1 pseudogene is annotated in these 239 nt (G+C 44.8%); it reads left to right on the top strand.

The window, feature by feature from the left end:
- Nucleotides 1-239 (top strand): annotated as a pseudogene (locus B0E34_RS22680) (hypothetical protein); the annotation flags it as partial.

The raw sequence follows: 239 nt of genomic DNA, 5'->3' as shown, positions 1-239 counted from the left end.
CAAGGTTGCCGAGAAAAAACTGGCGAAGGTGCCCGATCAGATTGAAGCGGCCGAGTTTTATTTTAAAGTGTCCTGGCTGTATATGTCTCTTCGGCAAAATGCGGTTTCTCTCAATTATGCGAGAGACGCGATGAATATTTACAAAATGCATGACGGGTACGAAAAAAAGCTGGCGATTTCCCAAGTTGTGATGGGGACAAATTACATGCAGATGCAGCGCTTTAAAGATGCGGAGAAGT

Origin of the sequence: Chryseobacterium mucoviscidosis, assembly GCF_002177115.1 — a bacterium.
GTDB lineage: Bacteria > Bacteroidota > Bacteroidia > Flavobacteriales > Weeksellaceae > Chryseobacterium > Chryseobacterium mucoviscidosis.
Note: the sequence above shows the minus strand (reverse complement) of the source record. Positions and strands in the feature narration are given on the sequence as shown.